This window comes from Thauera carbonicopians, assembly GCF_025699485.1.
Classification (GTDB): Bacteria; Pseudomonadota; Gammaproteobacteria; order Burkholderiales; family Rhodocyclaceae; genus Thauera.
Genome location: NZ_JANUXN010000002.1, coordinates 278,290 through 304,869 on the forward strand (window position 1 = coordinate 278,290; position 26,580 = coordinate 304,869).

23 protein-coding genes and 1 tRNA gene are annotated in these 26,580 nt (G+C 66.2%); 7 read left to right on the forward strand and 17 right to left on the reverse strand.

The window, feature by feature from the left end; all coding sequences use genetic code 11:
* Nucleotides 1-16: 16 nt before the first annotated feature.
* Nucleotides 17-2,512, forward strand: a complete 2,496-nt coding sequence (locus tag NX068_RS03870; RefSeq protein ID WP_263459970.1) for an ABC transporter permease — start codon at nt 17-19, stop codon at nt 2,510-2,512.
* Nucleotides 2,513-2,527: 15 nt separating this feature from the next.
* Here NX068_RS03870 and NX068_RS03875 read toward each other — a convergent pair whose 3' ends face one another.
* Nucleotides 2,528-3,304, reverse strand: coding sequence for a ferredoxin--NADP reductase (locus NX068_RS03875; protein ID WP_263459971.1), 777 nt, complete (start codon nt 3,302-3,304; stop codon nt 2,528-2,530).
* 110 nt (nt 3,305-3,414) lie between these two features.
* Between NX068_RS03875 and NX068_RS03880 the strand changes: the two genes are divergently transcribed.
* From NX068_RS03880 to purT, 3 genes are all read left to right on the forward strand, one after another.
* Nucleotides 3,415-4,605 carry a DNA recombination protein RmuC gene (locus NX068_RS03880; RefSeq protein WP_442806687.1) on the forward strand — a complete coding sequence of 397 codons (1,191 nt, stop codon included), beginning with the start codon at nt 3,415-3,417 and terminating at the stop codon, nt 4,603-4,605.
* A 75-nt stretch (nt 4,606-4,680) separates the two neighbouring features.
* On the forward strand, nt 4,681-4,968 hold the full coding sequence (locus NX068_RS03885; protein ID WP_263459973.1) for a hypothetical protein: 288 nt from the start codon (nt 4,681-4,683) through the stop codon (nt 4,966-4,968).
* 94 nt (nt 4,969-5,062) lie between these two features.
* Nucleotides 5,063-6,262, forward strand: coding sequence for a formate-dependent phosphoribosylglycinamide formyltransferase (gene purT, locus NX068_RS03890; RefSeq protein WP_263459974.1), 1,200 nt, complete (start codon nt 5,063-5,065; stop codon nt 6,260-6,262).
* Nucleotides 6,263-6,280: 18 nt separating this feature from the next.
* Here purT and NX068_RS03895 read toward each other — a convergent pair whose 3' ends face one another.
* The 3 genes from NX068_RS03895 to moaA all read right to left on the reverse strand — a co-directional run bounded on the left by NX068_RS03895 (nt 6,281) and on the right by moaA (nt 10,652).
* Nucleotides 6,281-8,206: a bifunctional diguanylate cyclase/phosphodiesterase gene (locus NX068_RS03895; protein WP_263459975.1), complete on the reverse strand. Its 1,926-nt coding sequence runs from the start codon at nt 8,204-8,206 to the stop codon at nt 6,281-6,283.
* Between the two features lie 28 nt (nt 8,207-8,234).
* On the reverse strand, nt 8,235-9,392 hold the full coding sequence (gene ribA, locus NX068_RS03900; protein WP_263459976.1) for a GTP cyclohydrolase II RibA: 1,158 nt from the start codon (nt 9,390-9,392) through the stop codon (nt 8,235-8,237).
* A 183-nt stretch (nt 9,393-9,575) separates the two neighbouring features.
* Entirely contained in the window at nt 9,576-10,652 is a 1,077-nt protein-coding gene (gene moaA, locus NX068_RS03905) for a GTP 3',8-cyclase MoaA (protein WP_263459977.1), read from the reverse strand.
* A gap of 161 nt (nt 10,653-10,813) precedes the next feature.
* Between moaA and NX068_RS03910 the strand changes: the two genes are divergently transcribed.
* Nucleotides 10,814-13,255 carry a Lon protease family protein gene (locus tag NX068_RS03910; protein ID WP_263459978.1) on the forward strand — a complete coding sequence of 814 codons (2,442 nt, stop codon included), beginning with the start codon at nt 10,814-10,816 and terminating at the stop codon, nt 13,253-13,255.
* A 13-nt stretch (nt 13,256-13,268) separates the two neighbouring features.
* On the opposite strand, the gene NX068_RS03915 is transcribed toward NX068_RS03910, so the two are convergent.
* From NX068_RS03915 to NX068_RS03925, 3 genes are all read right to left on the reverse strand, one after another.
* Complete coding sequence (locus NX068_RS03915) at nt 13,269-13,964, reverse strand: 2'-5' RNA ligase family protein (protein WP_263459979.1); 696 nt, start codon at nt 13,962-13,964, stop codon at nt 13,269-13,271.
* A gap of 161 nt (nt 13,965-14,125) precedes the next feature.
* Nucleotides 14,126-14,974: an S-formylglutathione hydrolase gene (fghA, locus tag NX068_RS03920; protein WP_263459980.1), complete on the reverse strand. Its 849-nt coding sequence runs from the start codon at nt 14,972-14,974 to the stop codon at nt 14,126-14,128.
* 19 nt (nt 14,975-14,993) lie between these two features.
* A complete protein-coding gene (locus tag NX068_RS03925; RefSeq protein ID WP_263460191.1) occupies nt 14,994-16,103 on the reverse strand; it encodes an S-(hydroxymethyl)glutathione dehydrogenase/class III alcohol dehydrogenase in 1,110 nt (369 codons plus the stop codon).
* A 172-nt stretch (nt 16,104-16,275) separates the two neighbouring features.
* Between NX068_RS03925 and NX068_RS03930 the strand changes: the two genes are divergently transcribed.
* Nucleotides 16,276-17,190 (forward strand): LysR family transcriptional regulator, encoded by a 915-nt coding sequence (locus tag NX068_RS03930; RefSeq protein WP_263459981.1) that lies wholly within the window; start codon nt 16,276-16,278, stop codon nt 17,188-17,190.
* Between the two features lie 4 nt (nt 17,191-17,194).
* On the opposite strand, the gene NX068_RS03935 is transcribed toward NX068_RS03930, so the two are convergent.
* The 10 genes from NX068_RS03935 to NX068_RS03980 all read right to left on the reverse strand — a co-directional run bounded on the left by NX068_RS03935 (nt 17,195) and on the right by NX068_RS03980 (nt 24,333).
* Nucleotides 17,195-18,154, reverse strand: a complete 960-nt coding sequence (locus NX068_RS03935) for a TerC family protein (protein WP_263459982.1) — start codon at nt 18,152-18,154, stop codon at nt 17,195-17,197.
* Nucleotides 18,155-18,426: 272 nt separating this feature from the next.
* Complete coding sequence (locus tag NX068_RS03940) at nt 18,427-19,275, reverse strand: hypothetical protein (RefSeq protein WP_263459983.1); 849 nt, start codon at nt 19,273-19,275, stop codon at nt 18,427-18,429.
* Between the two features lie 123 nt (nt 19,276-19,398).
* On the reverse strand, nt 19,399-19,839 hold the full coding sequence (locus NX068_RS03945) for an NUDIX hydrolase (RefSeq protein WP_263459984.1): 441 nt from the start codon (nt 19,837-19,839) through the stop codon (nt 19,399-19,401).
* A gap of 1 nt (nt 19,840) precedes the next feature.
* Nucleotides 19,841-20,281 carry an NUDIX hydrolase gene (locus tag NX068_RS03950; RefSeq protein ID WP_263459985.1) on the reverse strand — a complete coding sequence of 147 codons (441 nt, stop codon included), beginning with the start codon at nt 20,279-20,281 and terminating at the stop codon, nt 19,841-19,843.
* 49 nt (nt 20,282-20,330) lie between these two features.
* Nucleotides 20,331-20,702: a GFA family protein gene (locus tag NX068_RS03955; RefSeq protein ID WP_263459986.1), complete on the reverse strand. Its 372-nt coding sequence runs from the start codon at nt 20,700-20,702 to the stop codon at nt 20,331-20,333.
* Between the two features lie 55 nt (nt 20,703-20,757).
* Complete coding sequence (locus NX068_RS03960; protein WP_263459987.1) at nt 20,758-21,360, reverse strand: hypothetical protein; 603 nt, start codon at nt 21,358-21,360, stop codon at nt 20,758-20,760.
* Nucleotides 21,361-21,387: 27 nt separating this feature from the next.
* Nucleotides 21,388-22,140 carry a 2-phosphosulfolactate phosphatase gene (locus NX068_RS03965; protein WP_263459988.1) on the reverse strand — a complete coding sequence of 251 codons (753 nt, stop codon included), beginning with the start codon at nt 22,138-22,140 and terminating at the stop codon, nt 21,388-21,390.
* Between the two features lie 39 nt (nt 22,141-22,179).
* The gene (locus tag NX068_RS03970; RefSeq protein WP_263459989.1) at nt 22,180-22,839 is read right to left on the reverse strand and encodes a class I SAM-dependent methyltransferase; all 660 of its coding nucleotides are present in this window, start codon (nt 22,837-22,839) and stop codon (nt 22,180-22,182) included.
* Nucleotides 22,840-22,958: 119 nt separating this feature from the next.
* Nucleotides 22,959-23,034, reverse strand: a tRNA-Asn gene (locus NX068_RS03975).
* A gap of 90 nt (nt 23,035-23,124) precedes the next feature.
* On the reverse strand, nt 23,125-24,333 hold the full coding sequence (locus NX068_RS03980; RefSeq protein ID WP_263459990.1) for an amino acid aminotransferase: 1,209 nt from the start codon (nt 24,331-24,333) through the stop codon (nt 23,125-23,127).
* Nucleotides 24,334-24,477: 144 nt separating this feature from the next.
* Here NX068_RS03980 and uvrB point away from each other — a divergent pair, with 144 nt between their 5' ends.
* Nucleotides 24,478-26,574, forward strand: a complete 2,097-nt coding sequence (gene uvrB / locus NX068_RS03985) for an excinuclease ABC subunit UvrB (protein ID WP_263459991.1) — start codon at nt 24,478-24,480, stop codon at nt 26,572-26,574.
* The last annotated feature ends 6 nt before the right edge of the window (nt 26,575-26,580 follow it).

Here is a 26,580-nt window from a genome sequence, read left to right on the forward strand (position 1 = left end):
GCCGACGGAGGAACCGATGAAGACGCTGCGCCTGGCTTTCCGCATGATGTTGCGCGACCTGCGCGCGGGCGAACTGCACCTGCTCGGGCTGGCGATCGTCATCGCCGTGGCCAGCCTGACCAGCGTCGGCTTCCTGGCCGACCGCGTCGGCCGCGCGCTGGACCGCGAGGCCAACCAGTTGCTGGGCGGCGACCTGTTGCTGCGCGCCGACCGGCCGTGGCCGGCGGAGGTCGCCGGCGAAGCGCGCGATCGCAGTTTGCAGACCGCCGAGACGGTGTTGTTCACCAGCATGGCGAGCACCGAAGAGGCGGCGGTGCTGGCGGGTGTCAAGGTCGTCGAGGACGGCTACCCGCTGCGCGGCGCGATCCGCATCGCAGCCGGCCCCAACCAGCCGGACGAAGTCGCCGGGCGGGTGCCGGCACAAGGCGAAGTCTGGCTCGACGAACGCCTGTTCGCCGAGCTGGGTATCGCGGTGGGCGACCGGGTCGGCCTCGGCGAAGTCGAGTTCCGCGTCGGCGCGATGGTGACGTTCGAATCCGACCGCGGCGCCAACTTCTTCAGCCTGCTGCCGCGCGCGATCTTCAACCTGGAGGACCTGGACGCCACCGGCCTGATCGTCGAAGGCAGCCGCGCCACCTGGCGCCTGCACGTGGCGGGCACGCCGCAGGCAGTCGAAGCCTACGAGAAGTGGGCGGACGCCAACCTGGGCCGTGGCCAGCGCGTCGAGACGGTGGAAAACGCCCGCCCCGAAGTGCGCTCGGCGCTCGACCAGGCGCAGCGCTTCCTGCGCCTCGCCGCGCTGCTGGCGGTGATCCTCGCCGCGGTCGCGGTCGGCCTGTCGGCGCGGCGCTTCATGGCCCGTCACCTCGACGGCTGCGCGGTGATGCGGGTGCTGGGTGCCAGCCAGGCGCAGGTGCTGGGCGTGGTCGTCGGTGAATTCCTGCTGTTCGGCCTCGCCGCCGCGGTGGCCGGCACGGCGCTGGGCTGGTCGGTGCAATGGGGGCTGGCGGGCGGCCTGCGCGAGATCCTCGCCACCGAGCTGCCGGCGCCTTCGCTGCTGCCGCTGGCGCACGGCGTGGTGGTCGGCATGGCGCTGCTGGCCGGCTTCGTGCTGCCGCAGTTGCTGCGCCTGGGCAGGGTCAGCACCCTGCGCGTGCTGCGGCGCGAGTTCGACCTGGCCGAGCCGCTGTCGGGCACGGCCTGGGCGCTGGGGCTGGTCGCGCTGCTCGGCCTGATCTTCTGGATCGCCGCCGATGCCCGGCTGGGAGCGATGGTGGCGGCCGGCTTCGCAGTCGCGCTGGGCGTGTTCGCGCTGGCGGCCTGGTGGGTGCTGAAGCTGGCGGGCAGCCTGAAGGGGCAGGGCAGCCTGCGCGGCGGCGGCTGGCGCTACGGCATTGCCGCGCTCGGCCGGCGCATGGGCGGCAGCGTGATCCAGGCCGCGGCGCTCGGCCTGGGCATGACGGCGCTGCTGCTGCTGACCCTGGTGCGTGCCGATCTGCTCGACAACTGGCGCGCGATGGCGTCGCCGGATGCGCCCAACCGTTTCGTCATCAACATCCAGCCCGACCAGCGTGCCGGCGTGGCCGAGCTGTTCGCCGCCGAAGGGATGGTCGTGCCCGACATCCAGCCGATGATCCGCGGCCGCATGGTGGCGATCAACGGCGAGCCGGTCGAGCTCGAGCGCTACGAGGACGAGCGCACCCGGCGCCTGGCCGAGCGCGAGTTCAACCTGTCCTATTCGGCCCGGCTGCCCGGCGGCAACGAAGTGCAGGCCGGCCGCTGGCATGGCGGCGAGCGCACGCCGCAGTTTTCGGTGGAGGCGGGGCTGGCGCAGACCTTCGGCCTGAAGCTGGGCGACCGCGTGACTTTCGAGATCGCCGGCGAGCGCGTCGAGGCGCCGATCAGCAGCGTGCGCAAGCTCGACTGGGATTCGATGCGGGTGAACTTCTTCTTCATCGCCTCCGAAGGGCTGCTGGAGGACTACCCCGCCAGCCTGATCACCAGCTTCCATCTGCCGGCCGCCAACCACGATTTCACCACCCGGCTGGTCGGCGCTTTCCCCAATCTGTCGGTGATCGACATCGCCGCGGTGCTGGCGCAGGTGCAGGCGATGACCGACAAGCTGATCGTCATCGTGCAGTTCGTGTTCGGCTTTGCGGTGCTGGCCGGTCTGGTGGTGCTGTACGCGGCGCTGCAGGCCACCCACGACGAGCGTGAATACGAGCTGGCGATGCTGCGCACCCTCGGGGCACGCAACCGCCAGGTGCGGCAGGCGCTGCTGGCGGAATTCCTCGTGCTCGGCGGCGTGGCCGGCGTGCTCGCCGGCATCGGTGCCAGCGCGATCGGCTGGGTACTGGCCGAGCAGGTGTTCAAGATGGCCTACGTACCGGCGCTGCTGCCGGTGGTGGTGGCGGTGCTGCTGGGCGCGGCGGGTGTCGTCGCCGGCGGCTGGCTGGGCACCCGCCGGCTGCTGTCGCGGCCGCCGCTGGCCAGCCTGCGTGCGCTGGCCTGACGCGGCTCCGTGAGCTTATTTCTCGACGAAGGCGTGTTCGATGACGTAGTCGCCCGGCTCGCCGATCCGCTTCGACACCTTGAAGCCGCGGCGGTCGAGCAGGTCGCGGGAATCCTTCAGCATCGCCGCGCTGCCGCAGATCATCACGCGGTCCACCGCCGGGTCCAGCGGCGGCAGGCCGATGTCCTCGAACAGCTTGCCGCTTTCGATCAGCGTCGTCAGGCGGCCCTGGTTGCGATAGGGTTCGCGGGTGACCGTGGGGTAGTAGATCAGCTTTTCGCTGATGGCCTCGCCGAGGAATTCGTGTTGGGGCAGTTCGTGGGTGATGTAGTGGTTGTAGGCCAGTTCGCTGACGTAGCGCACGCCGTGGATCAGGACGACCTTCTCGAAGTGGTCGTAGACGTCGAGGTCGCGGATCACGCTCATGAAGGGCGCCAGGCCGGTGCCGGTGGAGAACAGGTAGAGGTGCTTGCCGGGATTCAGGTCGTGCAGCACCAGGGTGCCGGTCGGCTTGCGCGAAACCAGCAGGCTGTCGCCCGGCTGCAGGTGCTGCAGGCGCGAGGTGAGCGGGCCGTCCTGCACCTTGATGCTGAGGAATTCGAGCGTTTCCTCGTAGTTGGGGCTGGCGATCGAATAGGCGCGCATCAGCGGCCGTCCGTTCACTTCCAGGCCGATCATCACGAATTGGCCGTTCTCGAACCGCAATGCGCGGTCCCGTGTCGTGGTGAAGGAGAACAGGGTGTCGTTCCAGTGATGGACCGAGAGGATTTTTTCAGTGATGAAGGCTGCCATGGCGGGAGCGGGGACCTTGAGGTGAAAACGCAATTCTACAATGCGGCGAGCGCTGCTGCTGCCGACGATAGGCGGCATTGTTCGGTAGAGTGCCGGTCGATATGCCGATGATGAATGAAACCGAACTGCTGCTGGCGGCGCTGGGCGGCGTCGCGCTGCTGCTGGTGTGGGCGCTGGTGCGCCTGCACGGCATCGAGCGGGACCTGCCGCAGCGTGCCGCGGACTATCTGGAACAGGCGATGGAGCAGCAGCTCGGCGCCCAGCACCGCGAGATCCTGCGCGACCTGCACGAAGGCATGGCGCGCCAGACCGACCGCATCGGCGAGCATGCGCGCGCCGACCGCGAACTGCTGCAGCGCGGCCTGAGCGCGGCGTCGATGCAGCTGTCGCGCGGCATGCAGGCGCTGACGCAGAGCGTGGACGGGCGCCTGGACACCTTGTCGGGCCAGGTCAACCAGCGGCTCGACGAAGGTTTCCGCAAGACCAACGAGACCTTTGCCAATGTGATGGCCCGGCTGGCGACGATCGACGAGGCGCAGAAGAAGATCGACGGCCTCACCACCAATGTCGTCAGCCTGCAGGAACTGCTCGGCGACAAGCGCGCACGCGGCGCCTTCGGCGAAGTGCAGCTCGAGGCCCTGGTGCGCAACATGCTGCCGCCCGAGGCCTTTTCCTTCCAGCAGGTGCTGCCCAACGGCACGCGCGTCGATTGCCTGCTGAGTCTGCCGGAGCCGACCGGCAGCATCGCCGTGGATGCCAAGTTTCCGCTGGAGAACTATCACCGCATGTTCGACGCCGCCGGGCCGGCGGAGCGGGATGCCGCGCAGCGTGCCTTCCGCGTCGATCTCAAGCGCCACGTTGACGCCATCGCCGGCAAGTACATCCTGCCCGGCACGACGTCGGATGGCGCGGTGATGTTCCTGCCGGCCGAAGCGGTGTTCGCCGAAGTCCATGCCTACCACCCCGAGATCGTCGCCCATGCGCAGCAGCGGCGGGTGTGGATCGTGTCGCCGACCACGCTGATGGCGGTGCTCAACACCGCGCGCGCGGTGCTGAAGGACGTCGAGACGCGCAAGCAGATCCACGTCATCCAGGATGCGCTGGGCAAGCTGGCGAAGGATTTCCAGCGCTTCGACGAGCGCATGGCGGCGCTGGCGCGCCACATCGAGCAGGCCAGCCGCGACGTGCAGGACGTGCAGACTTCCAGCCGCAAGATCAGCGCCCATTTCCACAAGATCGAGTCGGCGCGCTTCGACGAGTTGGAACCCGCGGCCGACGCGGCGGTCAGTTCCCGCACTTGATCCCTGACAGGTACAGGCCCGGCCGGCCTGCCTAGACTGGAATTTCCCGCTTTTTGCGTTGCGAGGCTGATGCCCATGTCCAAATTCGTGCCGATGCTGTTCCTGATGGGCTTGTTCTTCTTCATGTGGCTGCTGTTGTACGCACACCAGCGCAAGGAGAGGCAGAAGCGCGCCCTGCCGCTGCGCCAGGACTTTCTCGCCGTGCACGGCAAAGCCGAGCCGAGCTGCCACGCCTGCGGCAAGACCGAACTGAAGGACGAGGGTCTCGGCTCCGGGAAGGATACGCGCCGCATCGTGTCCTGCACGGCATGCGACACCTTGCTCTACCGCTACGAACGCCCGGCGGAGGCCGAGGCGAGCTGAGCGGGAACGAAACCGGCGCCTGCCGTATTACCATGCGCACTCCGCGGCCCCGTCCCCGTTCCGCGCCGCGATTCCCATTTCAAGGAGTGATTGCATGAAGCTGGGTACCCCCTTGTCGTCCAGCGCGCTGCGCGTGATGCTGCTCGGCGCCGGCGAACTGGGCAAGGAAGTCGCCATTGCGCTGCAGCGCCTCGGTGTCGAGGTGATCGCGGTCGACCGCTACGCCGACGCGCCGGGCCACCAGGTGGCGCATCGCGCCCACGTGATGCCGATGACCGACGGTGCTGCGCTGCGTGCCCTGGTCGAGGCCGAGCGCCCGCACCTGATCGTGCCCGAGATCGAGGCCATCGCCACCGACATGCTGGCCGAGATCGAGGCTGCCGGCCTGGCCGAAGTCATTCCCACCGCACGTGCCGCGCAACTGACGATGAATCGCGAGGGCATCCGCCGCCTCGCCGCCGAGGAACTGGGCCTGCCCACGTCGCCCTACCATTTCGCCGATTCGCTCGAAGCGCTGCAGGCCGCCATCGACGGCGGCATCGGCTATCCCTGCATCGTCAAGCCGGTGATGTCCTCGTCGGGCAAGGGCCAATCGACGCTGCGCGGGCCGGACGACGTGGCGAAGGCCTGGGACTACGCCGCGTCCGGCGGGCGGGTGAACCAGGGGCGGGTGATCGTCGAGGGCTTCGTCGACTTCGACTACGAGATCACGCTGCTGACGGTGCGCGCACGTGACCCGGACGGCGAAGTCAGGACGCATTTCTGCGAACCGATCGGCCATCGCCAGGTGGCGGGCGACTACGTCGAATCCTGGCAGCCGCAGCCGATGAGCGCGGTGGCGCTGGCCGAGTCGCGCCGCATCGCCGAGGCGGTCACGGGCAATCTCGGCGGCCGCGGCCTGTTCGGTGTCGAGCTCTTCGTCAAGGGCGACCAGGTGTGGTTCTCGGAAGTGAGCCCGCGGCCGCACGACACCGGCCTGGTCACGCTGTGCTCGCAGCGCTTCTCCGAATTCGAGCTGCACGCCCGCGCCATCCTCGGCCTGCCGGTGGATACGGCGCTGTGCGAGCCGGGTGCGTCGGCGGTGATCTACGGCGGCATGGACGCAGCCGGCATCGCCTTCGAAGGCGTCGCCGAGGCGCTGGCGGTGCCGCGCAGCGACCTGCGCCTGTTCGGCAAGCCCGAGGCCTTCGACAGGCGCCGCATGGGCGTGGCGGTGGCCAATGGCGCGGACGTGGCCGAGGCGCGCGAGCGCGCCACGCTGGCGGCAGGTAAGGTCAGGCCGGTCAGGAGCTGAGCGGGGGCTGGGGCGGCTTCAAGGCAGCGCGGGCAGGCTGCCCGGCGCCCAGCGGAACTGGTTCCGGCCGGCGTTCTTGGCGACGTACATCGCCGTGTCGGCCAGGTTCAGCAGGAGGGCGGCCTCGGTGCCGTGTACCGGATGCACGGCGGCACCGACGCTGGCCGAAACGCGGATGGCGGTTCCGGCTTCCAGGCCGAAGGGCGTGGCCAGCGCATCGATGATCTTCCGTGCCACGGCTTCGCAGTCTGCAGCCTTGCCCAGCGAGGCCAGCACGACGCCGAATTCGTCGCCGCCGAAGCGCGCCACGGTGTCCTCGGCGCGGACGCAGCTCTGCAGGCGCCGGCCGACCTCGCACAGCAACCGGTCGCCGGTCGCGTGGCCGAGCTTGTCGTTGACCTCCTTGAAGCCGTCCAGGTCGATGTACAGGATGCCGGCAAGCCCGCCATGGCGGCGCGCCGATTCCAGCACCTGGTCGAAGCGGTCCATGAACATCAGGCGGTTGGGCAGGCCGGTCAGCGGATCGTGCAGGGCCGCGTGCGAGAGCCGTTCCTCGAGTTCCTTGCGGGCGGTGATGTCCTGCGTGACCGCGACCAGGAACCTGGCCCGGCCGTCGGCGCCGGTGACCGCGCTGAGCGCTTCGCAGACCCAGAGGATGGAGCCGTCCTTGCGCCGGTAGGTCTTCTCGATTTCGGGGGAGGATGGCGCGAGCGGCGCCGACAGGCCTTGCTGAAGCTGTTGCCGCACGCGATCTTCCTCGTGCCTGTCGCCCAGGTCGAAGATCGTGCGCGTGTGCAGCTCTTCCTGGCTGTAGCCGAGCATCCGGCAGAATTTTTCGTTGGCACCGATGATGCGCCCGTCGGCGGCGATGTGGGCGATGCCCATCGCCGCCTGGTGGAAGGTCGCCCGGAACAGGGCTTCGCTGGCCCGCACGGCACTGACGGCGTTGCGCTGGCGTGCCAGCATCAGGATCAGCAGGCAGGCGAAGGTCAGCAGCGCCAGCGTGGCGCCGCCCGCCATCAGCAGATAGCTGTTTTCCCGGTGCCGGGTCGGTGCGAGCTCGTCTTCGTAGGCCGTGCCCACGGTCACCATCAAGGGGTAGTCTGTCATGGTCCGGTAGCTGACGATGCGCGCCACGCCGTCGGTGGCCTTGCCGTCGTCGACGAAGCCGCCTTCGGACTGCTCCCGGCGGCGCTGGAACCAGGCGAGGGAAGTGGCGTCCAGGCCGAATTCGTTGTGGCTGCCGGTCGTTCTGCTCAGCACTCCGCCATCGAGCTTGCCCAGTTCCAGCAGGCCTTGCTGCCCGAGGTCGGCTTGGAGATAGAAGTCGGTGAAATCGGTCGGCGGCACCGACATCACGACGACGCCGCCGAAGCTGCCGTCCGGACGCGAGATGCGCAGCGACATCGGAATCTGCCAGTGCCTGGAAACGCGGCCGAGAACCGGCTGGCTGATGAACAGCGTGTCTTCCCCCGGCGTGCGCTGGGCGATGAAGAACTCGCGGTCGGCGTAGTTGATGGCGTTGCTGGCCAGGCGGCTGGTGCTGCTGAGGATGTCGCCGTTTTCGCTCACCACGCTGACGATGCTGAACGAGGTTTCGCGGATGAGTTGCTGGTCGATCAGCTCACGCAGGTCGACGGCCGGGCCCTGCTGCTGATAGCGGTCGCGCACGAACACCGCGACCTGCTCGGCCGCTTTCAGCGTGCGGAAGACCTGTTGCTCGAAGGCGATCGCGAGGTTCGAGTTGGACTTCATCGCCGCTGCCACGGCCTGGTCGCGCTCGAAGGCGATCCGCTGCAGCGTGATCAGCCACAGCGCCAAGACGGCGAGCAGGCAGGCCGCCGCGATCGCGGCATTCAGCGGCCTGATGCGGCACCTGTGCGAGGGGTCGCCTGCTGGCGGAGGTTCACCATCGCCGCGCTCGGCAGGCTGAGTGGAGGTCATCGTGCTCCCCTTCGGCGACGTGCCGGTTTCAGTCGCGTGCGGCTGCTTCGGGGGACGGCAGGCTCTCGGGCTGCTGCGACGCAGGCTCGTCCTGCTCGTCGAGCAGATCGTGCAGCCAGTGTCCGTGGCGTGCGGCCTTGGTCGCCAGATAGCGCTGATTCTGCCGGGTGACCTCGCCGTAGATCGCCTGCCGCGCGGTGACCTTGATGCCGGCGCGCTGCAGCGCCTCGACCTTGCTGGGGTTGTTGGTCAGCAGCAGGATGCGCGAGACGCCGAGCTGCTCCAGCATTTCGTGGGCGACGCGGAAGTTGCGCTCGTCCTTCGAGAAGCCGATCGTCTGGTCGGCGTCGATGGTGTCCAGGCCTTCGTCCTGCAGGCCGTAGGCGCGCAGCTTGTTGGCGAGGCCGATGCCGCGCCCTTCCTGCGACAGGTAGAGCAGCACGCCGCCGCCCTGGGCGTTGATCGCGGCCACGCCGCGGCGCAGCTGTTCGCCGCAGTCGCAGCGCAGGCTGCCGAACAGGTCGCCGGTAAGGCAGGACGAATGCAGGCGCACCGGCACGTCCTCCGGCCACATGGCGGGGTCGCCGATGACGACGGCGACGTGTTCATGGACGCCGTCGGCCTCGCGGAACAGCACGAAGCGGCTGTGCTCGGCTTCGGCCAGCGGCACGCGGGCCTCGCTGATGCGGTTCAGCGCGCCGGGGCCGCCGGCACCGAGCTGCAGCGCGATGTCGGCATCAACCACCAGCAGGTTGCCGTTCGCCACTTCGACTTTCACCTGCGCGGCCTGTGCGGCGGTGACGTCGCAGGCGACGGCGGCGGGCACCAGCAGTGCATGCGACAGCAGGCGGATCGCCGCCCGGTCGGCCTTGCCTGCGGGCGCGTGGTGGGCGCCGGCAGGCAGGCGGGCATCGCGCCTGCTGGCCAGCTCGTGCAGGCCCTTGCTGTCGGGCAGCGGGGCCAGCGAGACGGCGGCCGGTTGTTCGGTGTCGCCGAAGCCGAGCGCCGCCATGCGGTGGCTGGACAGCACGAGACGGGGCAGGCTGCCGCCGAGCGCCTGCAGTTCGGCCAGCGCCTTGTCGTCCAGGCCTTCGACGGCCTGGATCAGGGTGGTGCTGCCGTTGTCGCGCACGAGGATGGGGAGGCCGCGTCGCAGGTCGAAGATGGCGCGTTCGGCTTGGCGCATCGGTTGTTCTCCGGTCGGGTATCAGATTCGTTGTGAGGCGCGCGCACTCGAGGGCCTGTCGCGGGCGTCGAGAGTGAGCCGGTTCCAGATTGGGGCGGATTCGTATTTTGCAATGCCAGCGCGTCCGCGGCATCGACGGATCCGCGCATCGCGGTATTTCGGATACGGAGGCTGAGCCATGTTTCAGCCGCCGATGTAGGACATCTCGATCTTGCGCAGCGCCGCGGTCTCGGCGGTGCGGATCTCGGAGTAGCGGTCCTCGCGCTGCTGCCATACCTGGGCAATCGCGGCGTCGAGGCGGGCATCGTCCGCGTTCGCGCGCAGCAGGCCGCGCAGGTCGTGGCCCTGCTGGGCGAACAGGCAGGTATAGAGCTTGCCTTCGGTCGACAGCCGGATGCGGGTACAGGACGAACAGAAGGCCTGCGTCACCGACGAGATCACGCCGATCTCGCCGGCGCCGTCCTTGTAGCGCCAGCGCTGGGCGACTTCGCCGGTGTAGTTGGGCGACACCGGCTCCAGCGGATGGAGGCGGTCGATGCGGGCGACGACTTCGCGCGAGGGCAGCACCTCGTCCATCTTCCAGCCGTTGGAGGCGCCGACGTCCATGAACTCGATGAAGCGCAGGATGTGGCCGCTGTGGCGGAAGTGCGCCGCCATCGCCTCGATGTCGCCGTCGTTGGTGCCGCGCTTGACCACCATGTTGATCTTGATCGGGCCGAGGCCGGCATCGCTGGCCGCGGCGATGCCTTCCAGCACTTTCTCCACCGGGTAGTCGGCGTCGTTCATGCGGCGGAACAGGGCGTCGTCGAGCGCATCCAGGCTGACGGTGACGCGGTTCAGACCGGCGTCCCTGAGGCGACGGGCCATCTTCGGCAGCAGCACGCCGTTGGTCGTCAGCGTGACCTCGACGCCGTCGAGCCGGGCGAGCATCTCGATGAGGTTTTCCAGGTGCTTGCGCAGCAGCGGCTCGCCGCCGGTGATGCGGATCTTGCGCACGCCGCGGGCGACGAACAGCCGCGCCACGCGCAGGATTTCCTCGAAGCTGAGCAGCTCGCGCCGCGGCAGGAAGGCGTAGTCGTCGCCGAACACTTCGCGTGGCATGCAGTAGATGCAGCGGAAGTTGCAGCGGTCGGTGACCGAGATGCGCAGGTCGCGCATGCTGCGCCCGCGGCGGTCGAATACGGCACCGTCAGCCGGAGCCTGTGCCGCCCTGTCGGGCGGCAAGGGGAGCGTGGCGTCGTGGATGGGGATGACTTTCATGTGCGGCCGCTGTTCGGAGTGTGCGGATTATCGGCAGTGGCGCAGCGCGGCGCAAGGAAGGCTGTCGGGGTGCGACGCCCGGGGAGTGCCGCCGGGACGGGCCCGAGCCACGGTGTATCATTCGGCTCCGGATCGAATCCGGCTTCTGGAGAATGACAACAATGGCCGAACCCGTGGCCCTGCCGGCATCGGCACTGCGTACCTATTGCGACCCAGCCTGCTTCACCTTCGACACCACTGAATCCCTCGACGATCCATCCGGCGGCCACGCCGGTGACCTCGGCCAGGCGCGCGCCGTCGAGGCAATCAGGTTCGGCCTCGCCATGGGCCACAGCGGCTACCACGTGTTCGTGCTGGGCGAGCCGGGCAGCGGCAAGCATGCCACCACCTTCCGCCTGCTGCGCGAACGCGCGGCGACCGAACCGGTGCCGCCGGACCTGTGCTACCTGCACAACTTCGACGAGGCGCTGAAGCCCAGGCTGCTCGCGTTGCCGGCCGGCCGCGGCGCCGCGCTGCGCAGCCACATGCAGACCTTCATTCGCGAACTCGGCCCGGCGCTGGGCGCGGCGCTCGACAGCGAGGCCCACAGCGAGCGCGTCGAGGCGCTGCAGAATGCCCACAAGGCGCGTGAGGACGGCGCGCTGCGCGAGCTTGGCGAAGCCTGCGGCGCGGAGTCGATCTCGCTGCTGCAAACGCCTGAAGGCTTCGTCTTCGCGCCCACGCGCGAGGGCGAGGTGATGTCGCCCGAAGCTTTCGAGGCGCTGCCCGAGGAGGAACGCAAGGCCATCGAGGCGCGCGTCACCGCCTGGAGCGAAAAGCTCGAAGACCTGCTCAACGACTTTCCCGGCTGGCGCAAGGCGGTGCGCGAATCGATCGAGCGCGCCGAAACCGAAGTGCTGGGGCCGGCGGTGTCGCACCTGCTGCGCGAAGTGCGCGAAGCCCACGCCGACCTGCCCGAAGTGCTCGCCTTTCTGGATGCTGTGCACAAGGATGTGCTTGACAGCGCGATCCGGGGCACCATGCTCGACGAGATGGACGAGGACGCCACCGAGTCCGAGGAGGCAGCCCGTTACCAGCGCTACCAGGTCAAGCTGCTGGTCGATCATTCGGCTTCGCAGGGGGCGCCGGTGGTGTTCGAGAACAACCCCGGCTACGGCAACCTGATCGGCCGCATCGAACACGTCGTGCAGCAGGGCAACCAGGTCACCCATTTCAACCTGATCCGCGCCGGTGCACTGCACCGCGCCAACGGCGGCTACCTGGTGCTCGACGCCGAACGCCTGTTGACCCAGCCTTACGCCTGGGAAGGCCTGAAGCGCTGCCTGCGCGCGGGCGAGATCCGCATCGAGCCGCCGGCCGAGGCCCAGGGCTGGAGCGGCGCGTTGACGCTGGAGCCGGAGGCGGTGCCGAGCGCGCTGAAAGTGGTGCTGATCGGCGACCGCGACATCTACTACCTGCTGATGGACAACGACCCGGAGTTCGCCGACCTGTTCAAGGTCGCGGCCGACTTCGACGACGACCTGCCGCGCACGCCCGACAACGAATGCGAGTACGCCCGGCTGATGGCGCTGCTGGTGCGCAGCGCCAAGCTGCTGCCGGTCGACCGCAGCGGCGTCGCGCGGCTGGTGGAGGAGGGCGCGCGCCTGGCCGAGGATGCCGGCCGGCTGTCGCTGAACACCCGCGCGCTGTCCGACCTGATGCGCGAAGCCGACCATCAGGCCCGCTTGAAGGGCCTGGCCGCCACCGGCCGCGCCGAAGTTGAGGCTGCGCTCGAAGCACGCGCGCGGCGCTGCAACCGCTACCCGTCCCGCGTGCGCGAATCCATCCTCGACGGTACGACGCTGATCTCCACCGACGGCGAGCGCGCCGGCCAGATCAACGGCCTGGTGGTGGTCGAGCTGGCGGGCGAGCGCTTCGGCCATCCGGTGCGGATCACCGCGACGGTGCGCATGGGCGAAGGCGACGTGGTCGACATCGAGCGCGAGACCGAACTGGGCGGCGCCATCCACTCCAAGGGCGTGCTGATCCTGTCCGCTTTCCTCGCCGCACGCTACGCCCGCCACCAGCCGATGTCGCTGTCGGCCAGCCTGGTGTTCGAGCAGTCGTATGCGCCGGTCGAAGGTGATTCGGCGTCGCTGGCCGAACTATGTGCGCTGCTGTCGGCGCTGACGCAGATTCCGATCCAGCAGCGTTTCGCCATCACCGGTTCGGTGAACCAGTTTGGCGAAGTGCAGGTGATCGGCGGCGTCAACGAGAAGATCGAAGGCTTCTACGACCTGTGCATGGCGCGCGGACTGGACGGCAGCCACGGCGTCGTCATCCCCGCGGCCAGCGTGCGCCACCTGATGCTGCGCGAGGACGTGGTGCAGGCGGCGGCGCAGGGCCTGTTCCACATCCATGCGGTGAAGACGGTCGATGAGGCGATGAGCGTGCTGACCGGCGTGGAAGCGGGCGAACCCGACGCCAAGGGCGTGATCCCCAAAGGCACGCTGAACCACAAGGTCGCCGCCGTGCTGGCCGAGATGACTGCTGCGCGCCACGCCCATGCCGATGCGGATGGCGCAGTGGGTTCGCGCCAGCATCGCCGGCGCCACAGCGTCTGAGGCAGGGCGCGCGTCAGGGCAGGGGAAAGGGCAGCAGCTCCGCGCCGCCCGCCGCAGGGATGCAGCGGGCGTGGGCGAAGTCGTAGTCGGCGATGCGGATCAACTTGCCGCCGATTTCCCCGCTGGCGTAGCCGAGCAGGCTGATGCGGGTGATGCGCAGCCGCAGCGCGTCGGCGGGCGCGAATGCCGCCAGCCGGGCATGGACGGCATCCAGCGGCCAGGTGCCGCCATACAGTCCCACGGTGATGTGCGGGCGGTAGTCGGTGTGCGCCGGCAACTGCGGAGCAAGGTTCAGGCAGGCATGCAGGCCTTCGACGTGCCGGCCGCCGTCATGGACGGCGAGATAGGGCGCGGAGCTGAAGCCGTCCAGCGCGCCGATTTCGATGTCGAAGGCCCTGGGCTGCAATCCCTTCAATGCATCGATCTGGCGGTGCAGCAGTTCGGCGCCGAAGTCGTCGTTGTGCACCGGTGCCGGACTGGGAAAGCCGCACAGGCCGACGGTGATGTGCGGCTGGCGCAGATAGCCGTCCAGCAGCAGCCCGGACAGATGTCGCTGGGCCGCGGCCACGCGCCGGCGTACTGGCGCCGCATCGACGTCCAGCGCCCACAGCAGGTAGTAGGGGCGGCCCAGATGCCATTCGCCGAAGTCGCGGCGAACGTTGCGGATCGTCGTGTTCGACACCGGCGGCAGGTCGTGGGAGAAGGGCATGGAGGAGGGCCGCCTCTACTTTTCTGAACAAACAGCACAAGCTCTCGCAGGAGCGGCTTCAGCTGGGGGCGCCGAGCCGGGGGCGCCTAGCCGCGAATGCAGGCCTGATCGGGAAGGGCCGCTATCGCAGCTCTGTTCGCGGCTGAGGCCGCTCCTATGAATTACTTGGCGGCGGTGTTCCCAAGCAGCGCCTGCGCATGATGGCGCAGGTGGTCGCCGATGAAGCTGGCGATGAAGTAGTAGCTGTGGTCGTAGCCCGGCTGCATGCGCAGTATCAGCGGATGGCCGGCGGCCTCGCAGGCGGCCTGCAGCAGTTGCGGCTTGAGCTGGCCGTCGAGGAATTCGTCGGCATCGCCCTGATCGACCAGCAGCAGCAGCTTCTCGCCGGCCGAGGCGACCAGTTCCACGCTGTCGTACTGCTTCCAGGCTTCGCGGTTCTCGCCGAGGTAGTTTGAGAAGACCTTCTCGCCCCAGGGCACCTGTGTCGGTGCGACGATCGGCGAGAAAGCCGACACGCTGCGGTAGCGGCCGGGGTTTTTCAGCGCGATGCTCAGCGCGCCGTGCCCGCCCATCGAATGGCCGCTGATGCCGCGCGCGTCACTGGCCGGGAAGCTGGCTTCGACCAGCGCCGGCAGTTCGGTGACGATGTAGTCGTACATCCGGTAATGCTGCGCCCAGGGCTGCTCGGTGGCGTTGAGGTAGAAACCCGCGCCCTTGCCGAGATCGTAGCCGTCGGCATCGGCGACGTCGTCGCCGCGCGGGCTGGTGTCCGGCGCGACGATGATGAGGCCGTGTTCGGCGGCGTAGCGCTGTGCACCGGCCTTGGTGATGAAGTTCTGCTCGGTGCAGGTCAGGCCGGACAGCCAGTACAGCACCGGCAGCTTCGTACCGCCCGTCGCCTGCGGCGGCAGGTAGACGGCGACGTTCATCTCGCAGCCCAGCACGTCGGAGCGGTGGCGATAGACGTCCTGCCAGCCGCCGAAGCAGGCGCGGTGTTCGATGCGTTGCATGCTCGCTTCCCCGCTTCGATCAGAAGTGGATGACCGAGCGGATCGACTTGCCTTCGTGCATCAGGTCGAAAGCGTCGTTGATCTTCTCCAGCCCCATGGTGTGGGTGACGAAGGGCGCGAGCTCGATGTCGCCCTTCATCGCATCCTCGACCATGCCCGGCAGCTGGCTGCGGCCCTTGACGCCGCCGAAGGCGGTGCCCATCCACTTGCGGCCGGTGACGAGCTGGAACGGCCGGGTGGAGATTTCCTGCCCCGCACCGGCCACGCCGATGATGACCGACTGGCCCCAGCCGCGGTGTGCGCATTCCAGCGCCGCGCGCATCACGTTGACGTTGCCGATGCACTCGAAGCTGTGGTCCACGCCCCAGCCGGTCATGTCGACGATGACCTGCTGGATCGGCTTGTCGTGGTCCTTCGGGTTCACGCAGTCGGTGGCGCCGAACTGCTTCGCCAGCTCGAACTTGGACGGATTGGTGTCGATCGCGATGATGCGGCCGGCCTTGGCCTGGCGCGCGCCCTGGATCACCGCCAGGCCGATGCCGCCGAGGCCGAACACCGCGACGGAGTCGCCTTCCTGCACCTTGGCGGTGTTGTGCACCGCGCCGATGCCGGTGGTGACGCCGCAGCCGAGCAGGCAGACGTGCTCGGGGTTGGCTTCCGGGTTGACCTTGGCCAGCGACACTTCGGCGACCACGGTGTATTCGGAGAAGGTCGAGCAGCCCATGTAGTGGTAGATCGGCTGGCCGTTGTAGGAGAAGCGGGTGCTGCCGTCGGGCATCACGCCCTTGCCCTGGGTGGCGCGCACCGACACGCACAGGTTGGTCTTGCCGCTCTTGCAGAACAGGCATTCGCCGCACTCGGCGGTGTATAGCGGAATGACGTGGTCGCCCGGCTCGACGCTGGTCACGCCTTCGCCGACTTCGACCACGATGCCGGCGCCTTCATGGCCGAGCACGGCGGGGAAGATGCCTTCCGGATCGTCGCCGGACAGCGTGAAGGCGTCGGTGTGACAGACGCCGGTGTGGGTGATCTTCACCAGCACTTCGCCCTTGCGCGGCGGTTCGACGTCGATCTCGACGATCTTCAGCGGTTCGCCGGCGGCGAAGGCAACGGCGGCACGGGATTTGATGGTCATGGCTGCGGGCTCCTGTCGTTCTTCTGCACGGCCTGGCCGCAGGAGGCCAAGCGTCGGAACCCATGAGTATTCCAAGACGGATTGATCCAATGAATGAATAGTTTTTGATTTCAGAATTCCGATAGATGGAATAATTGGGTCTGTTGCCCCATGCAGGAATCACACGATGCTGAACCGCCTGGAAATGCTGCGGATCTTCTGCACCGCGGCCGAAACACGCAACTTCAAGGAGGCGGCGACCCGGCTCGGCGTCTCGCCGCAGGCGGTGACGCGGGCGGTGAAGGAACTCGAAGGCCACGTCGGTGAACTGCTGTTCCACCGCAACACCCGCCACACCCGCATCACCGAGTTCGGCGAGCAGCTGGCGGCCCGCGCGCGCATCAGTGTCAAGGGCGTGGATGAGCTGTTCGAGAGAAGCGCAAAGGAGCAGGACAGCGGCCTCGGCGGCCTGGTGCGCATCACCGCGCCGCGCGCCCTGCAGCGCGACTACCTGACACCGGTGCTGGGCGAACTGTGTGCCGACCATCCGGGGCTGCAGCTGGATCTGCGCCTGTCCGACCAGTTCGTGGATGTGGTGGATGAGCAGATCGACATCGGCGTGCGGCTGGGCTCGCTGCGCGACAGCCGTTTCGTCGCCCGCGCGGTGGCGCAGGTGCCTTTCCATATCGTCGGCGCGCCCTCGCTGATCGAGCGGGTCGGTTTACCGCGGACTTTGCAGGAACTGGCCGAGCGGCCGGCCACTGCCGTCATCGACCCGAACACCGGCAAGCCCTGGGTGTGGTTCCTGGCGCGCGGCCAGCAATGGCTGCCGCGCGCGCCGGCCTTCGCTACCGACGATACGCGTGCCGAAGCCGATGCGGTGCTGGCCGGCATCGGCTTCGGTCAATTGGCGGCGCCGCTGGCCCAGCCTCACCTGCGTGCAGGCAGGCTGGTCGAGGTGCTGCCCGAGTTCCGCCCCGAACCCTGGGGGCTGTCGGTCTATCGCCCCCAGCGCGGGCCGGTGGCGGCGCGGATCAGGTTGGTATTCGACCGCCTCGTCGAGCATTTCGCTGCCGAGGCGGCATCCTGGCTGCGCGCCTGAAGCATCAGGCCTGCGACCTCTTCTTCGCGCTGTGCCACAGGCTCGCGCCGACGGCGATGGCGAGGATCACCGCGACGACGCCGAGCGAGACCAGCACCGGGATCTTGATCCACTCGACGATCAGCATCTTGGTGCCGATGAAAACCAGGATCGCAGCCAGGCCGTACTTCAGCAGTTCGAAGCGGTCGCCCAGGTCGGCGAGCAGGAAGTACATCGCGCGCAGGCCGAGGATGGCGAACAGGTTCGAGGTCAGCACGATGAAGGGGTCGGTGGTGATCGCGAAGATCGCCGGGATGCTGTCGACCGCGAAGATCACGTCCGAGATCTCGACCAGCACCAGGGCGAGGAAGAGCGGGGTGATCATGCGCACGCCGTCGCGGACGACGAAGAAGCGTTCGCCTTCCAGGCGCTCGGTGACCGGGTAATGGTTGCGGATCCAGCGCACGAAGGGGTTCTTGTCGAGGTCGGGGTCGTGCTCGGCGAACCACACCATCTTGATGCCGGTGATCACGAGGAAGGCGCCGAACACGTACAGCAGCCAGTGGAATTCGGCGATCAGCCAGCTGCCGGCGAAGATCATGATCGTGCGCAATACGATCGCGCCGACGATGCCGTACAGCAGCACGCGCCGCTGCAGTTCCAGCGGCACGGCGAAGAAGCTGAAGATCATCATCCAGACGAAGACGTTGTCGACCGCCAGCGACTTCTCGACCAGATAGCCGGTGACGAAGGCCAGCGCCTGCTCGTTGGCGATCGCGCGGCCCATCGTGCCGTCCAGATACCACCACAACCCGCCGGCGAACAGCAGCGACACCGTCACCCAGGCCAGCGACCAGCCGGCCGCCTCCTTTAGCGACACCCGATGCTGCTTGCCGCCGCCGAAGGCGAACAGGTCCACCAGCAGCATCACCACCACGATGGCGGCAAATACCGCCCACATCCACCACGTACCGATCGATTCCATTGCGTGCTCCGCACAAAACAAAAAGGGCCTGTTCCCGAAGGACACAGACCCTGCAGCTGTTTTGCGTGCACGGACCTTGCCCTTGGGCAAGGTCTCGCTTGCAAGGAATCAGGGCTCGGAAGAACCGGTGATCCCCTTGCCCGCAGCACCGGGAGCGTGTCTGGCGACAGGCTGCCGTGATGACGATGTTGCGGCTTGAGAAGCTACTCCCCTTGAAGGCCGCGAGTGTATGCGAGGCGGGGCGAAAGTCAAGCGGAATTGAACGGATGTTGTCAGCGATACCACTTCGCCAGCTTTTCCGCCGCCGTGTTGGGGCCGAACTCGGCCATCAGCGCATCCTGCTTCTCCGCTGCCCAGGCCACGGCGCGTTCGGCATTGCCGATGCGACGGTCCAGCAGGTGGCCGTCGGCGGAGAGCAGCTCGGCGGCCGTGGAGAAGGCGCCGGCGACGTTGTGCAGCGTCCGCAGCGCGCCTTCGCGTCCGATCTGCAATGCGGCATCGAAGGCCTGTTCGTCGAACTGCAACTGGCCGTCGGGCGTGAAGCCTACGCCCATGTCGGTGAGGCCGAGAGCGAAACCGCCGTTGCCCGCACCGTGGAAGATCGAACCGACTTCGCGGCGCAGCGAAAAGCGTGCGGCTTCACCTGCCTGGTTGTCGTCGAGCAGGGCACCGTCCTCGAAGTAGGGGTCGAACTCGGTATCCCACTGGTTGTAGCGCTCGATGAAGTCCTTGAGCGCGGCCTTGATGTCGCCGTCCGCGCTGGCCGCCGAGAGCTGCTTCAGCCCGTCGCCGGCGCTGCCCAGTTCGGCCAGCCGCTCGCGCAGGCGCGTCAGCACTGCGGCCTCGTCGCCGATCGACTCGACGCGCGCGTTGTAGCGCCGCAGGAAGGCGCTGTTGCTTGCTTCGAGCTGGGCAAGCACGGACTCCATCGGCGTCGATGTATCGTCCACCAGCATGGTGTTCACGCTATTGCCCGAAGCGCCGAGCAGGCGCGTGGTCTGGAGCTTCAGCAGCGCCTCGAACAGGCCGGCCTGGCCGGCGCTTGCGGTCCTGCTGCTGCCATCGGCACGTGTCAGCAGGGCGAGGGCATTGAGGCGGAAGGCGGCGAGATCGATGTCCATGGGATGCCTCGCAGGAAAGCTTGAGTTCCAGTGTAGCAGTTGCACCATGTCGATCACATGGCTGCCGCGTAATGCAGCCGTTCGACGCTGCGTCGATCAAGGTATGCGTGGGGCTAGACAGGCCTACTTGTTGGTTTGCTGAAGCAGCATGTTTTCGATGCCACTCGGGTAGATGCGGAGGTTTCCAGCACGAAGCTGATCCCGACTGAACCATCTGGCCATGAACTTGCTGCCATTGGACTCGGTTCCTTGCAGTTCAGGCGCTTCGTAGAAGCTGGTGTCCTCGAACCTGGCCTCGTAAACAAAGACGATTTCATGGCCTTGCTTGCCGTCGAAGGAAAACAGGTTCTCGAGAACGCCCAGAAGTTTGAACGAATGCGCCTCGGCGCCAATCTCTTCCAGTGTTTCTCTCCTGGCTGCCTGCTCGGAAGTCTCGCCAAAATCGATGCCACCGCCTATTGGGATCAGATAGTGCTCATCCTTGGCAGGGTCGTAGCCTTCCGTGAGCAGAACCCCATCGTGGTGGCGGAAGATACATACGGATTTTGCTCGAATGGCGCTCATGTCATGAACTGGTTTTGGCTGTGCTGCTGGTGTCGTAAGTCAGCGCCGAATGAATGTACTTCAGCGCCCGCTGAAAAACCTCATGCCACTCTGAACCAGCGGGCTTGGAGAGCGGGTGCCAGAAGAAGCGGAAGTCGTGTCCGCCATCATCGGCGGCATGATGCACCCACTGATCGGGAAGTGCCAGATCTGCTTCGCAGAGATGGAACGACCAGATTTGTCCTTGATGACCGGATTCCCAAACACCGAGCCTGGTTGAGATTCTGGCGGCTTGGATACCGGACTCTTCCGCAAGTTCACGTATGGCGGCTTCCTCCGGGCTTTCGCCTTCTTCGATGCTGCCTTTCACGAGCTGAAAGCCGGCGATCGGATGCTGGAACGCCAGTATCTCGACCTCGTCGCCCCTGCGCAGAAGCACAGGGCAGGATTTCGTCGGCGTCATTCGTTTGCTCCTGGAGTTCGATGGGACTTCGGCAGCATCTGCATGTGGATTACCGATTGGCGTGCAACCAGGGCGCACCGGACTCCAGGTGAATATCCTCGATGCTAGTGGGCGCAAAAGCCGTGTCGAGCGATGCCAGGGGTATCGATACCCAGTCAGTGAATTCATTGCTGCCGCTCCATTCGATATTGGAGCCGCAAATGCGGCAGAACTTCCTGACGATGCTTCCAGATGAGTTGTAAGCGGTGAGCAACTCCTGTCCGGACAGACACTCCAGATCGGCCTTCGGTACGCTTGCATACGTGGCGAATGCTGCGCCATGCTGCTTCTGGCACATCCTGCAATGGCAGTTCGTCACCGCCTTGGGTTCGGACCGCAAGCGGAATGAAATTGCGCCACAGAGACAGCTACCGTTGTACATTTTTTCTCCTGGAGGCCTGCGAAGCTTACGTAACCGGGTTTTATGGAGAGATTGGCTACCAGTCGCGCCGATCGGTTGCGTCGATGAGTGCGTCGAACAGTCCGAGGTCATAACGATCTGCCCGCAACCGCGCCGGTGTCCAATCCTGGGCTTGATGTGCATTGAAAAGCACGCTGCCCGGCGATAAGGTTTCCAATTGCAGATACCAGCGTCTCAGCGGTTCATACAAGCGGATGTGCGTTTCGAAACTGCGACGCAGTCGTGTCTTGTCGTTCGTTCTCTGCAGCCGGATGGTCTGTTCCGGTGGGTCGAGAAATACGATCTGATCTGCAAACCCGAGCTGCTTCTCCGAGATTCGTTTCCGGGTGGTTTGGACGTTCGCCATCCAGGTCTCGCGCGAACCGCTTCCGATTTGCCACAGGCACCACGCATAGTGGATCTTCAGCGGGTCAGTGTCGAAACAGACGATGTCATGAATGCGCTCAAGCTCCAGTCCGCGTCGCCAGCGTTCGCTGTCTTCATCGCTCCAGTATTGGGCTACTGATGCGTCATCTTCCGTTGGCGGGGTAGTCGTTATTTCATCGACGACTGCCGGAGCGTACCGCGATGCCCATGTCGTCTTCCCGGCAGCGCTGACGCCTTCGATGACTATGATCATGATGTTCGCGGAAAACGTATTCGCCCATTACCGTAGAGCAGCAGGATATGCCGTGTTCACTTCTGGCGCAGCTTGGTAGGCACCGTCACACAGGACGGGCGCTGCGTCGTCGCTGTCGATCTCGCATGCCAGCATGACATCGATATCGTATCCCCGCTCCAGCAGTTCTTTGCCTGAACCACAGCCCCGAATGGTGTCGATGAGCGATGAACTTGTTGCACCTTCGTACGCCCAGACTGCGGCACAGGCTTCGGGCGATCTGCTGCCACCAAGGTGCTGAATGATCGCTCCAGCCCCAATCAGATCTTCAAGCGCAGGGCGGAGAGATGAATCGGCCTCCCATCGTTCGCCGCAGGGAATCACCCCGATTCTCGGACCGTGTTTCGAGGCCGCGGCAGCCACGGCTTTGGCATTTCTGAGGCAGCCCGCGTAGGTGGGAACCGTACCAGTGGAGAGTGAGATCGTTGCCCCATTGGGACTGGGGAGAACGATCCGCTGCCCCGATTGCACGGCGCTCAAGGATGCGGGAGAAAGGGAATAGCTGCCCTTGCCACGCGGCCCAGCCAGGATGGCCCCCTTTTCTTCAGCAAACGTGATGCGCGAATCGTCTTTCCACTTATAGGGAAAAACCATTCCTCCCTGGCTGACGGCGACAGACACTGCAGTAGTGAATGACAGGACATCCACGACAATCACGGCATTGCAGCGCCTCGCTATCGTCTCGGCACCACGCAGCCCCCATTCGCACCGGATATCGTATTCGCTCTGAGTGAAAGCCATGGTTGTGCTGAAGGCGATTGGAGAAAGGACGGCTGCTGGCTAGGGCCTTGCACGGTGAAGCGCAAGCGTACCTTTCACCAGTACTTCATCCACATCGGAGAATCCGGCCTGCTCGAGAGCAGCGCGTTGCTCGGTCACCGACATGTAGAGCTGGTCATTGGACATTCCGCTTTCACCGGCAAAGTGATCGCAGACAAGATAGCTTCCGTCCGGGCTGAGGATTTGCCTTACCTGGGAATGAAGCCCAACTGCATGGCCCTTGTGACGGAGTTCGTGAACGGCTTGAAGCGTGACGACAACCTCGAAGCTGCCCAAGCCCTCGGCCCAGGATGCGTCGCGAAAACTTCGTTCCACGAATTGGATTCGCTCTGCAAGAGCGCCAAGCCTCTGTGCAGCAAGCTCGTGCATTGCAGGTGAGAAGTCCAGTGCGACATATTCCACCGAAGGCAAGGTCTTCAGCAGATGCTCCGCCATAAAGCCCGGCCCCGAGCCAAGCTCGAGAACACGGATAGGCCGTCCCTGCGCTACCTGGCTGATCAAGGATGAAAACAGTTCGAAGAACTCGACGCGCCAGGGCCTTTTTGTCATCGCTGTGTCGGCCCATTCGCGTGCATCGTCCATGCGGCGCAGATCGATGGGACTGGGAATGTCCGAAAACATGGTTTTACCTTTATAGCTGAAATTGCTGAAATGGGGCACCGGGCAGGTGAATGCAGTCCGATACGCAGCCCATTGGGCGAGGAGGGGAGCTCCGAGTACGCAATGAAAAAGGCCAGTATCCTCGACACCGAAGTGTGCTGGATGACTGGCCTTGAATTTGGCTCCCCGACCTGGGCTCGAACCAGGGACCTACGGATTAACAGTCCGGCGCTCTACCGACTGAGCTATCGGGGAACAGAGGCGCGCATTATAGGAATGGCACCGTACAGCGTCAAGGTAGGGCAGTGATTTTTTGTGCTTTCACCGCCCCACCTCGATCGTTGCTCAGCCCTTGACGACCTGGGCGATGGCCTTGGCGACGTAGCCGATGTTCTTCGAGTTCAGCGCGGCCAGGCAGATGCGGCCGGTCGACACGGCGTAGATGCCGAAGTCGGACTTCAGCTTCTCGACCTGTTCGGCGCTGAGGCCGGTGTAGGAGAACATGCCGCGCTGCTTGATGACGAAGGAGAAATCCTGCGCCACGCCTTCGGCCTTCAGTTGCTCGACCAGGCTGGTGCGCATGGCGCGGATGCGGTCGCGCATGCCGGCCAGTTCGTCTTCCCACTGCTGGCGCAGCTCGGGCGAGTTGAGCACCGCGGCGACGATGGCGCCGCCGTGGATCGGCGGGTTGGAGTAGTTGGTGCGGATCACGCGCTTGACCTGCGACAGCACGCGGCCGGCTTCTTCCTTGCTGGCGGTGACGATCGACAGCGCGCCGACGCGCTCGCCGTACAGCGAGAAGCTCTTCGAGAACGAGCTGGAGACGAAGAACTGCAGGCCGCTGGCCGAGAAGGCGCGCACGGCGACGGCGTCGGCGTCGATGCCGTCGGCGAAACCCTGGTAGGCCATGTCGAGGAAGGGCACCAGGCCGCGGCTGCGGCACACGGCGACGACTTCGTCCCATTGGGCGTCGGACAGGTCGGCGCCGGTGGGGTTGTGGCAGCAGGCGTGCAGCACGATGATCGAGCCGGCGGGGGCGGCTTCGAGGCTGGCCTTCATGCCGGCGAAGTTCACGCCGCGGCTGGTCGCGTCGTAGTAGGCGTAGGTCTGCACCGGGAAGCCGGACGACTCGAACAGCGCGCGGTGGTTTTCCCAGCTCGGGTCGGAGATGTAGACGGTGGCGCCGGGCAGCAGGCGCTTCAGGTAGTCGGCGCCGACCTTCAGCGCACCGGTGCCGCCGAGCGCTTCGACGGTGACGACCCGGCCGCTGGTGGCCAGTTCGGAGTCCTTGCCGAACAGCAGGTTCTGCACTGCGCCGTTGTAGGCGGCAGGGCCTTCGATCGGCTGGTAGCCGCGCGGCGGCTGAGCTTCGAGGCGGGCCTTCTCGGCGGCGCGGACGGCGGCCAGCAGCGGAATCTTGCCGTTGTCGTCGTAGTACACGCCGACGCCGAGGTTGACCTTCTCGGCGCGGGTGTCGGCGGCGAAGGCCTCGTTCAGGCCAAGGATCGGGTCACGGGGCGCCATCTCGACGGCGGCGAAGATCGAAGCAGACATGAAGACTCCAGGGGTTCTACGGTGGCGAGGCCGCGTAACAGGAATGGCGTTGGCCGTGCCTTGTTGCGCGATTTGGGAAATAATCGGCGTTTTCGTCCGGCGCACCGTCCTTGGTGCACCGCACACGCAAGGCGAAATATTAGCATGACGAGTCAAGGCAATAGCGCGGGAAGCACCGCGTCCGGCAGCCCGGCGAACGGGTCGAGCGTGGTGAGCTACGAAGGCAGTCCTTTCCGCCTGCACCAGCCGTTTCCGCCCGCCGGCGATCAGCCCGAGGCGATCCGCCTGCTGTGCGAAGGCATCGAAGATGGGTTGATGTACCAGACCCTGCTGGGGGTGACCGGCTCGGGCAAGACCTACACGATGGCCAATGTTATCGCCCGCATGGGGCGGCCGGCGCTGGTGCTGGCACCGAACAAGACGCTGGCGGCGCAGCTGTATGCCGAATTCAAGGAGTTCCTGCCCGAGAACGCGGTGGAGTACTTCGTCAGCTACTACGACTACTACCAGCCCGAAGCCTATGTGCCTTCGCGCGACCTCTTCATCGAGAAGGACTCCTCGGTCAACGAACACATCGAGCAGATGCGGCTGTCGGCGACCAAGAGCCTGATGGAGCGGCGCGACGTGGTGATCGTCGCCACGGTGTCGTGCATCTACGGTATCGGCGACCCGGTCGATTACCACGCGATGATCCTGCACCTGCGCGAAGGCGAGCGCATGGCCCACCGCGACCTGATCCAGCGCCTGGTGGCGATGCAGTACACCCGCGCCGACATCGACTTCCGCCGCGGCACTTTCCGTGTGCGCGGCGACGTCATCGACGTGTTCCCGGCGGAAAACGCCGAGCTCGCGGTGCGGATCGAGATGTTCGACGACGAGATCGAGCACCTGACCCTGTTCGACCCGCTCACCGGGCATCTGCGCCACAAGCTGGCGCGCTTCACCGTCTACCCGTCCAGCCACTACGTGACGCCGCGCGCCACGGTGCTGAAGGCGGTCGAGGCGATCAAGGAGGAGCTGCGCGAGCGCGTCGCCTTCTTCCAGCGCGAAGGCAAGCTGGTGGAGGCGCAGCGCCTCGAGCAGCGCACCCGCTTCGACCTCGAGATGCTCAACGAGATGGGTTTCTGCAAGGGCATCGAGAACTACTCGCGACATCTTTCCGGCCGCGGCCAGGGCGAGCCGCCGCCGACGCTGATCGACTACCTGCCGTCCGACGCGCTGCTGTTCGTCGACGAATCGCACGTTGCCATCGGCCAGGTCGGCGGCATGTACAAGGGCGACCGCTCGCGCAAGGAGAACCTGGTCGGCTATGGCTTCCGCCTGCCCTCGGCGCTGGACAACCGGCCGCTGAAGTTCGACGAGTTCGAGCGCCTGATGCCGCAGACCATCTTCGTCTCGGCCACGCCGGCGAAGTACGAGGAGGAGCACCAGGGCCAGGTGGTGGAGCAGGTGGTACGTCCGACCGGCCTGATCGACCCGCTGGTCGAGGTGCGGCCGGCGCTGACCCAGGTCGACGACCTGCTGAGCGAGATCAAGAAGCGGCTCGCGGTGAATGAGCGCGTGCTGGTCACCGTGCTGACCAAGCGCATGGCCGAGGATCTGACCGACTATCTCGCCGACAACGGCATCCGGGTGCGCTACCTGCACTCGGACATCGACACCGTGGAGCGGGTCGAGATCATCCGTGACCTGCGCCTGGGCGAATTCGACGTGCTGGTCGGCATCAACCTGCTGCGCGAAGGCCTGGACATTCCCGAAGTGTCGCTGGTGGCGATCCTCGATGCCGACAAGGAAGGCTTCCTGCGCTCGGAACGCTCGCTGATCCAGACCATCGGCCGTGCCGCGCGCCACCTGCACGGCACCGCCATCCTCTACGCCGACCGCATGACCGACTCGATGAAGGCGGCGATCGGCGAGACGGAGCGCCGCCGCCAGAAGCAGATCACCTTCAACGAGGCCCACGGCATCGTGCCGAAGTCGGTGACGAAGCGGATCAAGGACATCATCGACGGGGTTTATGATTCGGACGGTGCCAAGCGCGACACCGCGCGCGTGGCCGAGAAGGAAGCCGACTATGCGGTGATGGACGAAAAGGCGCTGTCGCGGGCGATCAAGCGCCTGGAGAAGGAGATGCAGGAACATGCCCGCAACCTGGAGTTCGAGAAGGCTGCCGCGGCGCGCGACGAGCTGTTCAAGCTTCGCCAGCGCGCGTTCGGCGCGGATCAGCACGGCAGTGTGTGACGAGGA

Coding starts and splice junctions, on each gene's coding strand:
- NX068_RS03980 (WP_263459990.1), bottom strand. CDS start 24,333: ATGTCTGCTTCGATCTTCGCCGCCGTCGAGATGGCGCCCCGTGACCCG.
- fghA (WP_263459980.1), bottom strand. CDS start 14,974: ATGCAACGCATCGAACACCGCGCCTGCTTCGGCGGCTGGCAGGACGTC.
- uvrB (WP_263459991.1), top strand. CDS start 24,478: ATGACGAGTCAAGGCAATAGCGCGGGAAGCACCGCGTCCGGCAGCCCG.
- purT (WP_263459974.1), top strand. CDS start 5,063: ATGAAGCTGGGTACCCCCTTGTCGTCCAGCGCGCTGCGCGTGATGCTG.
- NX068_RS03945 (WP_263459984.1), bottom strand. CDS start 19,839: ATGAGCGCCATTCGAGCAAAATCCGTATGTATCTTCCGCCACCACGAT.
- NX068_RS03885 (WP_263459973.1), top strand. CDS start 4,681: ATGTCCAAATTCGTGCCGATGCTGTTCCTGATGGGCTTGTTCTTCTTC.
- moaA (WP_263459977.1), bottom strand. CDS start 10,652: ATGAAAGTCATCCCCATCCACGACGCCACGCTCCCCTTGCCGCCCGAC.
- NX068_RS03965 (WP_263459988.1), bottom strand. CDS start 22,140: ATGGCTTTCACTCAGAGCGAATACGATATCCGGTGCGAATGGGGGCTG.
- NX068_RS03935 (WP_263459982.1), bottom strand. CDS start 18,154: ATGGAATCGATCGGTACGTGGTGGATGTGGGCGGTATTTGCCGCCATC.
- NX068_RS03930 (WP_263459981.1), top strand. CDS start 16,276: ATGCTGAACCGCCTGGAAATGCTGCGGATCTTCTGCACCGCGGCCGAA.
- NX068_RS03875 (WP_263459971.1), bottom strand. CDS start 3,304: ATGGCAGCCTTCATCACTGAAAAAATCCTCTCGGTCCATCACTGGAAC.
- NX068_RS03910 (WP_263459978.1), top strand. CDS start 10,814: ATGGCCGAACCCGTGGCCCTGCCGGCATCGGCACTGCGTACCTATTGC.
- NX068_RS03915 (WP_263459979.1), bottom strand. CDS start 13,964: ATGCCCTTCTCCCACGACCTGCCGCCGGTGTCGAACACGACGATCCGC.
- NX068_RS03940 (WP_263459983.1), bottom strand. CDS start 19,275: ATGGACATCGATCTCGCCGCCTTCCGCCTCAATGCCCTCGCCCTGCTG.
- ribA (WP_263459976.1), bottom strand. CDS start 9,392: ATGCGCCAAGCCGAACGCGCCATCTTCGACCTGCGACGCGGCCTCCCC.
- NX068_RS03880 (WP_442806687.1), top strand. CDS start 3,415: ATGAATGAAACCGAACTGCTGCTGGCGGCGCTGGGCGGCGTCGCGCTG.
- NX068_RS03960 (WP_263459987.1), bottom strand. CDS start 21,360: ATGATCATAGTCATCGAAGGCGTCAGCGCTGCCGGGAAGACGACATGG.
- NX068_RS03950 (WP_263459985.1), bottom strand. CDS start 20,281: ATGACGCCGACGAAATCCTGCCCTGTGCTTCTGCGCAGGGGCGACGAG.
- NX068_RS03955 (WP_263459986.1), bottom strand. CDS start 20,702: ATGTACAACGGTAGCTGTCTCTGTGGCGCAATTTCATTCCGCTTGCGG.
- NX068_RS03870 (WP_263459970.1), top strand. CDS start 17: ATGAAGACGCTGCGCCTGGCTTTCCGCATGATGTTGCGCGACCTGCGC.
- NX068_RS03895 (WP_263459975.1), bottom strand. CDS start 8,206: ATGACCTCCACTCAGCCTGCCGAGCGCGGCGATGGTGAACCTCCGCCA.